Genomic DNA, 6,090 nt, shown 5'->3' with positions numbered 1-6,090 from the left:
GGATCAACACCGACGCCATCGACAACTCGGCCGGGGTGGACACCTCCGATCACGAGGTGAACATCAAGATCCTGCTCGATCAGGCGGTGCAGGCCAAGCAGCTGGACATGGCGCACCGCAACAAGCTGCTGGCCTCGGTCACCGACGAGGTCGCGGCCCTGGTGCTGCGCGACAACTACGAGCAGAACGTCCTGCTCGGCGTCGCCCGGCACGGCGCCCGGTCCCTCCTGTCGGTGCACCGGCGGCTGGTCAAGGACCTGGAGAAGGCCGGGCGGCTGCACCGGGAGCTGGAGTTCCTGCCCACCGACAAGGAGCTGGCCGCCCGTGAGGCCGAGCACGGCGGCCTCACCTCGCCGGAGCTGGCGGTGCTGACCGCCTACGTCAAGATCTCCCTTGCCGAGCGGCTCGGTGCCTCGACGCTGCCGGACGAGCCGTGGTTCCAACGGGTGCTGCGCTCCTACTTCCCGCACCCGATCGCCGAGCGGTTCGCCGACAACCTCGCCGCGCACCCGCTGCACCGCGAGATCATCGCCACCTGCGTGGTGAACGACCTGGTCAACCGGGGCGGCTCGACGTTCGTGTTCCGGGCGCAGGAGGAGACGGCCGCGGACCCCGCGCAGATCGCCCGGGCCTACACGGTGATCCGCGAGGTGTTCGGCCTGGAGCAGATCTGGGCGAGCCTGGAGGCGCTGGACAACCAGGTCAGCGCCGATGCCCAGCAGATCGGCTACCGCGAGGTGCGCCGGACGATGGACCGGGCGGTGCGCTGGCTGGTGGACGTCCGGTTCCCGATCAGCGACGTGACCGCCGAGATCGAGCGGTTCGGCCCCACGGTGGAGGAGATCAAGCCGAAGGTGCCCGAGCTGCTGCGCGGCCGGGAGCGGGAGAACCTCTACGCCGAGGTCGACCGGCTGGTCGGGCACGGGCTGCCGCGCGAGCTGGCGCTGGAGATCTCCTGCCTGCTGAGCTCCTTCCTGCTGCTGGACGTCGTCGAGATCGCGGTCGCCAACGACCGGCCGGCTGTCGAGGTCGCCGACCTGCACTTCGCGCTGTCGGAGCGGTTGAGCGTCGATGACATCCTCTCCGCGGTCACCAACCTGCCCCGCGACGACCGGTGGTCGGCACTGGCCCGGGCGGCGATCCGGCACGACGTGTACGCCGCGCTGGCCGCCGTCACCGCCTCGGTGCTCAAGGACACCGACCCGTCGCTGCTGGCCACCGAACGGCTGAACAGCTGGGCCGCGCAGAACCCGGAGCGGGTCGAGCGGTCTCGTACCACCTTCGCCGAGGCGCTGTCGCGCGACCAGGTGGACCTGGCGACGCTGTCGGTGGTGCTGCGGGTGATGCGCGGGTTGCCGTCCTCGGCGGTGAAGTCGACGTACTGAGGCCCGATCGGTTCAGGCGCTGGCCGGCTCAGCCGGCGTGCTGGTGCGGGCCCAGACGGTGGTGGCGCCGGCCCGGGCGGCGACACCCCAGTCGTCGCACAGTTCGGCCACGATCCGCAGGCCCCGGCCGTCGGCGTCCTGGCAACCGGCGTGCCGGGCCGCGATCGCCGGTCGGGTGGTTCCCGGGACGCCACCGTCGGTGACCGAGATCTGGTAACCGTCGGAGTCCACCGACCAGCTCACGGCCAGCTGCCCGGACGGCAGCGGCGCGGCATGCCGGACCGCGTTGCCGACCAGCTCGCTGGCGATCAGTGCCGCGTCCAGTGCCTGCTCGGTGGTCAGTCCGGCGGCATCGAAGGCCGCCAGCACGCCGCGGCGAGCCACCGCGGCGCTGCTGGGCGCGTGCCGGACCCACAGGGTGGACATCTGACCCGCCTCCGAGGTCGCTCGGCGCGCCCGACTGGCGACACCGCTGACGTCAGGTTTTGTACCCGGCAGGGCAGCCCGATAAACGTCTAAGCCACGACCACTTTGGGCGACATGTCGGTTACTGTCCGTGCCAGCACCTCACCGGGCGGCTTGCCGGAGCTGGGCCAGCACCGCCGCCGGCCGGTTGGTGATGATGGCGTCCACCCCCAGGTCGCTGACCAGCTCGACGTCCTGGGGCTGGTCCACCGTCCAGCAGAACACCCGGTTGCCGGCCTGGTGGGCCCGCTCGACATAGTCGGGCTCCGAGCGCAGCAGCCGGATGCCGGGACCGCTGATGTGCACGCCGGCCGGCAGCGAGCCGTCACGGCGCAGCGGGATCCAGCGCTCCTCCATCAGCAGGGTCAGCGGCACCGACGGCGCGAGTTGCCTGATCCGCCGCAGCGCGATCGGCGCGAAGCTCATGATGGTGACCGGGTGTTCGGCCGCCGATGCCGGCCCGGCACCGGCGGTCGGCACCGCGTCCCTGGCCCACCCGAAGCGACGAAGCAGCCCTACCAGTTCCTTCTCCACCAGGCCGCCGTAGCGGGTGGGGTGCTTGGTCTCGATCAGCAGCTTGAGCGGGCGGCCGGCATCGGCCACCACCCCCAGCAGCGTCTCCAGGGTCAGCACGGTGGAGCTGTCCGGCTGCTCCCGGTCCGGGGCGACGCCGGCCAGGTAGGGCGAGTCGGTCAGCAACTCGTCGGCCGAACTCGGTAGCTCGTCGTGCCAGGACCCGAAATCCAGCGCCTGCAACCCCGACAGGTCCAACTCGCTGACGATGCCGGTGCCGTTGGAGGTGCGGTTGACGGTGCGGTCGTGCACGCAGACCAGATGACCGTCCCGGGTCAGCCGGACATCGCATTCCAGCCCGTCGGCGCCGGTGTCGATCGCCGCAAGGTAGGCGGGCAGGGTGTGTTCGGCGACATCGCCGGAGGCGCCCCGGTGGGCGATCACCAGCGGGTTCTGGTTCGGTTCCAGGGCCGGACGGCTCCGGTACCGCGACAGCGGGCGTGCCATGGGCGGCGCTAGCAGGAGCGCGGGCCGCCGCCGACGGAGAGGGGTGGCGAGCCGGGCGGCTCACCGTCGTTGCCGGTATCAGGGTCGGTGATCAGCTGTGGCCGCTTATGGATGTCGCGGTCGACACCCGGGACCAGGCGTGGCCCGAATTCGTTCACAGTGTCTAGTGTGCGCTCGCGGTGGCCCGATCCGGAACCCGCCCCGCCGAAAATGTCTGCGGGTGCGGCCTAATTCACCAGCCGGTCACTCCACCAGGTGGGTTACTTCACCAGCCGGGTTACTTCACCAGCCGGGACAGCCGGCGGTCGGCGAGGTTCTTGCCGCCGGTCTGGCAGGTCGGGCAGTACTGCAGGGACTTGTCGGCGAAGGACACCTCGCGCACCGTGTCACCGCAGACCGGGCACGGCAGGCCCGTACGGGCGTGCACCGCCAGGCCGCTGCGCTTCTCGGACTTCAGGGTGGCGGCCCGCTGGCCCACCGACCGGGACACCGCGTCGGCGAGGGTGGTCCGCATCGCGGTGTAGAGGGTGCTCACCTGGGACTCGGTCAGCCGGGCCGCGATCGCGAACGGCGAGATCTGGGCCGCGTGCAAGATCTCGTCGGAGTAGGCGTTGCCGATGCCGGCCAGGATGGACTGGGTGGTCAGCACCCCCTTGATCTGGGCGCGCTGGTCGGCCAGCAGGGCGGCGAAGGCATCGAGGTCGATCCGCATCGCATCGGGGCCGAGCCGGGCGATGCCGGGAACGTCCAGCGGGTCGCGGACCAGGTAGACCGCCAGCCGCTTCTGGGTGCCGGCCTCGGTCAGGTCGAAGCCGGCCGGCGGCTCGTCCGGGGCGTCGTCGTCGGCGTCCGGGTCGTCATCGGGGTCGAAGGCCGGCGCCAGGTGCAGCCGGAACGCCAGCGGCCCGCGGCCGGGCTTGGGCGGCACCGGCGACAGCTTCTCCCGCCACTGCAGCCAGCCGGCGCGGGACAGGTGGGTGACCAGGTGCAGGCCGTCCACCTCGAGGTCGAGGAACTTGCCGTGCCGGTTCGCGCCGGTGACGGTCAGCCCGTTGAGCGCGGTCAGCGGCGGGTCGAAGGTCTTGATCACGCTGAAGGCCGCCACGTCGGAGCGGATCACGGTCCGTCCGACGGCGTTCTCGCGCAGGAACGCGGCCAGCGCCTCGATTTCCGGTAGTTCCGGCATGGCTATACGGTAGCGAAGCTTCCTAGGTCAGGTCGTTCGGAGATGACCGACTGAACCATGCGCCGTGCCGTCGAGCTCACGCTCTCGATAGTGGATGGGCCGCAAGAAGGCGTGGACCGCGAGGCGTCGGCCGCAAGTTCCGGCAGCGGGTCTACTCGCAGTGGTAGCCGGTGCTGCTACTCCAACCGCCACAATCCGCGGCGGAAGCTACGCCCGTGCTCACGGCGGTGCACGCCAGGACGACAGCGCAGACCACCGCCGCGAATTTTCCTTTGAGCTTCATGAGATGCCTTTCGTGGTAGGGACCAGCGTCCAGCAGTTGAGGTTCAGGCGGTGACTCGCCCGGCCTTCCCCAGCGCACTTATTAGCAGTAACTGTTGCTGCCGCTCCAACCGCCGTCACAATCCGCGGCGGAAGCAACGCCTGTGCTCATGGCGGTGCACGCCAGGACGACAGCGCAGACCACCGCCGCGAACTTTCCTCTGAGCTTCATGAAATGCCTTTCGTGGTAGGAACCAGTGTCCAGTAGTTAAGTTCAGACGGTGGCCCGCCGAGTTGTCCCTAGCGCACTTATTAGCAGTAACTGTTGCTGCCGCTGTAACCGCCACAATCCGCGGCGGAAGCAACGCCTGTGCTCATGGCGGTGCACGCCAGGACGACAGCGCAGACCACCGCCGCGAATTTTCCTCTGAGCTTCATGAAATGCCTTTCGTGGTAGGGACCAGCGTCCAGCAGCTGGGTGCGGGTAGCGCAGCTTATCGGTGATACCACGGTAGGTCGATCTGTCCGGACGCAGAAAGATCGGCGGCCCACCGCGTGCCCGCGCCGACCGCCGCACCCGGTGCCTTGACCGCTCAGCGGCGGACCGACACCGTCACGGTGAACTTCGGATCGCGGTGCACGACCCGGGTCGCACCGACCAGCCGCCGCAGCGTCGGCAGATAACCCAGGTGCGAATTGAAGACCGTCCACAGCTCACCGCCGGGTGCCAGCACCCGGGACGCCGCCTCGAACAGCTTGACCGCCGCACCCGCGTGCACCGCGCCGCCGAGATGGAACGGCGGGTTGCACACGATCAGCGACGCGCTGTCCGAAGCCACCGAACCGAGCGCGTCGTCGCGGCGCACCGTCACCAGCTCGGCCAGCCCGTTCGCCTCCGCCGTCGCCGAGCAGGACCGGACCGCCGCCGCCGAGGAGTCGCTGGCCAGCACCCGAACGCCTCGCCGGGCCAAGGCAACGGCCAGTACGCCGGTGCCGCAGCCCAGATCGATTGCCGATCCGGCATCGGGTAGCTCGGACAGCACCCCGAGCAGCCGCCGGGTACCGAGGTCGATCGCGGTGCCGGAGAACGCTCCGCCGTGCGCGCACACCCACATCCCGAAGTCGGCATGCCATTCCCGCCGCGGAAACTCCGGCATCAGAGACACCGGAAGATCTCGCCGCAACCCCGAGGCCTCGATCACCCGGGACTTCTGCCGGGCCAGCCCGGCCGTCACCGTCTCGAAGGCCGAGGACAGCACGTCGTTCATCGACGGTGTCAGGTACTTGACCCGCCCACCGAGGAAGACCCGCACCGAGGGATCGGCATGCCGGCCGATCAGCCCGACCCACTCGGCCAGCTCGTCCAAGCCCTTGGGAGCCTGCGCCAGCACTACCCGCGCGCCCGCGAACAACTCGGCCGACAGGGAGCAATCGGCATAGCTGCCGGCCAACCCCAGCCGGTCGGCGTTCAAGGCCCGCGCCAGCTCACCGGTCAGCGCGTCGGTGTGGCTGCGGATCCCCGCACACCCGAACCGGGCGGCGGTGCCGAGAGTCAGCGCGCCGTAGTGATCGCCGACCACCACGACCTCACCCGGTCCGGCCGCGGCCACCGACGACGCTGCGGTGTCCAGCAGCAGCCGGTCGGTGGCGTCGGCGGCGAACAGGTTGGCCGCCTCCACATCAGGAAAGCGCCGCAGCCGCCCGAAGTCGAAGCCGGTCATCCGGCGAGCATGCCAGGCCGGGCCGCCTCTGAGCGGCTCGACTGCTAGCCTC

The 6,090-nt window shown here is 70.1% G+C and carries 5 protein-coding genes; 1 reads left to right on the top strand and 4 read right to left on the bottom strand.

Annotation, left to right across the window (positions count from 1 at the left end; genetic code table 11):
• Positions 1-1,385: NAD-glutamate dehydrogenase domain-containing protein (locus tag VF542_RS20010; RefSeq protein ID WP_408653456.1), on the top strand; the 1,385-nt coding region annotated here is incomplete at its 5' end.
• Between the two features lie 12 nt (positions 1,386-1,397).
• Here the strand turns inward: VF542_RS20010 and VF542_RS20005 are convergent.
• From VF542_RS20005 to VF542_RS19990, 4 genes are all read right to left on the bottom strand, one after another.
• A complete protein-coding gene (locus tag VF542_RS20005) occupies positions 1,398-1,811 on the bottom strand; it encodes an ATP-binding protein (RefSeq protein ID WP_408653455.1) in 414 nt (137 codons plus the stop codon).
• A 141-nt stretch (positions 1,812-1,952) separates the two neighbouring features.
• Positions 1,953-2,870, bottom strand: a complete 918-nt coding sequence (locus VF542_RS20000) for a glycerophosphodiester phosphodiesterase family protein (RefSeq protein WP_408653454.1) — start codon at positions 2,868-2,870, stop codon at positions 1,953-1,955.
• A gap of 277 nt (positions 2,871-3,147) precedes the next feature.
• A complete protein-coding gene (locus VF542_RS19995) occupies positions 3,148-4,056 on the bottom strand; it encodes a DNA-formamidopyrimidine glycosylase family protein (protein WP_408653453.1) in 909 nt (302 codons plus the stop codon).
• An 854-nt stretch (positions 4,057-4,910) separates the two neighbouring features.
• Entirely contained in the window at positions 4,911-6,038 is a 1,128-nt protein-coding gene (locus VF542_RS19990) for a class I SAM-dependent methyltransferase (protein WP_408653452.1), read from the bottom strand.
• Between the last annotated feature and the right edge of the window lie 52 nt (positions 6,039-6,090).

This window comes from Jatrophihabitans sp. (assembly GCF_036389215.1).
GTDB lineage: Bacteria > Actinomycetota > Actinomycetes > Mycobacteriales > Jatrophihabitantaceae > Jatrophihabitans_A.
Note: the sequence above shows the minus strand (reverse complement) of the source record. Positions and strands in the feature narration are given on the sequence as shown.